Origin of the sequence: Aquimarina macrocephali JAMB N27, from assembly GCF_000520995.1 — a bacterium.
GTDB classification, from domain to species: Bacteria; Bacteroidota; Bacteroidia; order Flavobacteriales; family Flavobacteriaceae; genus Aquimarina; species Aquimarina macrocephali.
The window spans coordinates 1-627 of record NZ_JACA01000135.1 but is presented as its reverse complement, the minus strand read 5'-3'; the positions used below and the strand labels follow the sequence as shown (position 1 = coordinate 627).

Genomic DNA, 627 nt, shown 5'->3' with positions numbered 1-627 from the left:
AAGTGCTAAAATTCGAAAGTCATCGTAATTTTATTTATTTTGATTTTTTTTAAAAAAATTTATAGGTAACATTTTATAGAGTATGGACACATATTAAAAGGGAAACATTGAAAATACGTTGCATTTAGCACAAAGAATACAATTAATTTAAGGTAAAGAGAAAATGGATTTTGAAAACAGAGAAAAGGACTATATAAAAAAGATAAATGCGCAAAGTCAGGAAATGATTAAGGATTTTCAAGATCATCTGGCAGAGGTAAAAGAAGTTGATCCTGAAGTAAATGACAGGATGATCTTTGAAGGTTGGGCAATCCAAAAAATAGCTGGTTTACAAGTGATCATAAAAGAATTAGCAGAAGACAATCAACGATTGAGAAATTTTAGTAATTTGAATTAATACAAAAACTTACTATGGTTTTATGTCATATTTAGCATCTGTTCATATAAAAGCGGATAGAGATCATCCCTATCCCTATAATGTTCCAGCAATAAAATTTGCTAAAAATATTGATGTATCTAACAACATCACTTTCATTATTGGAGAAAATGGTTCTGGAAAATCTACATTGCTGGAATCTATAGCGTATAGATTGCAACTTCCCCATATGGATGGTAGAGGATATGATA

At 29.5% G+C, this 627-nt stretch carries 2 protein-coding genes; both read left to right on the top strand.

Going from position 1 to position 627, the window contains the following annotated elements; all coding sequences use genetic code 11:
• Positions 1 to 163: 163 nt before the first annotated feature.
• Positions 164 to 397 carry a hypothetical protein gene (locus Z054_RS0127485; RefSeq protein ID WP_024773150.1) on the top strand — a complete coding sequence of 78 codons (234 nt, stop codon included), beginning with the start codon at positions 164 to 166 and terminating at the stop codon, positions 395 to 397.
• A 22-nt stretch (positions 398 to 419) separates the two neighbouring features.
• Positions 420 to 627 (top strand): AAA family ATPase (locus Z054_RS29670; RefSeq protein WP_035093943.1); only part of this gene is annotated, 208 nt, incomplete at its 3' end.